The 886-nt window shown below is 69.9% G+C and carries 1 protein-coding gene; it reads right to left on the bottom strand.

The window, feature by feature from the left end:
* Positions 1 to 234 precede the first annotated feature (234 nt).
* Positions 235 to 886: hypothetical protein (locus tag ACTWP6_RS30340; protein WP_443189643.1), on the bottom strand; the 652-nt coding region annotated here is incomplete at its 5' end.

Below are 886 nucleotides of genomic sequence, written 5' to 3' on the forward strand. Positions count from 1 at the left end.
GTCACTCGGCCTGCGGAGTTCGGCGCGGGTGTGGGTTGCGCGTGACGGGGCCTCGTCGGTCACACTGGGCGACCCAGCTGAACGGTTAAAGGTGAGGGGCTACGGACCACGCCCGCCGCAGGCGGGCCTCCGCGTCTCCGGGCGCGCCGGCCGACAGGGGGGCGGCGGACCGGAAGACACCACAGGCCCGCCGGTCCCGCGCGGCTGCGCGGACCCGGGCGGGCTGGTGGTTGGTCAGACCCAGAGCAGGGCGGGCACTTCGGTCCATCCGGGGCCTGGGTGCTGGGCTGCGAGGTAGATGCGGTCGCGGGCCCAGGTGGTGTGGCGTCTCTGTGTGGCGAGGCCGCCTTCGGCGGTGAGCCAGGGCAGGGGGGAGCGCCGGAATCCGTAGTCGTCGACTCCGAAGTGGTCTTTGTCGAGGTACTGGCGCTTGTCGGCGTTGCAGATGTACCGGTGGGCCGGCAGTGCTGCGGGCGCTTCAGCGTTGGGGGTGACCGGCTCGTCGGGGTCGATGAGGCCGGCGAACCGCACGAAGTGCTGGGGTTCGACGAGCCAATACAGCGCAGCCTGGTCGTCGTCGGGGTCCTCGTAGTCGCCGGCCCAGACCAGGCGGGCACCGCCGTCGAGGGTGAGCAGTATTTCCACGGCGGTCATGAGGGGGCAGTCGGCGCGGGTGTGGGTGGACAGTTTGGGTCCGGCGCCGTAGGTGGCGGGGTTGAGGGCGGCCAGGGGTTGGCCCGTGGGGTCGACGATGACGGGGTTGAAGCGCCCCAGGTTTGATGCCGCATCTTTCTGAGTTGGAAGGATGCAAACCATGCCGAAGAAGATCGACCCGAACGTCAGGGAGCGCTGTGTGCGGCAGGTGCTGGATACCTTGCCGCTGTAC

Source organism: Mycobacterium sp. 4D054, from assembly GCF_052245755.1.
GTDB lineage: Bacteria > Actinomycetota > Actinomycetes > Mycobacteriales > Mycobacteriaceae > Mycobacterium.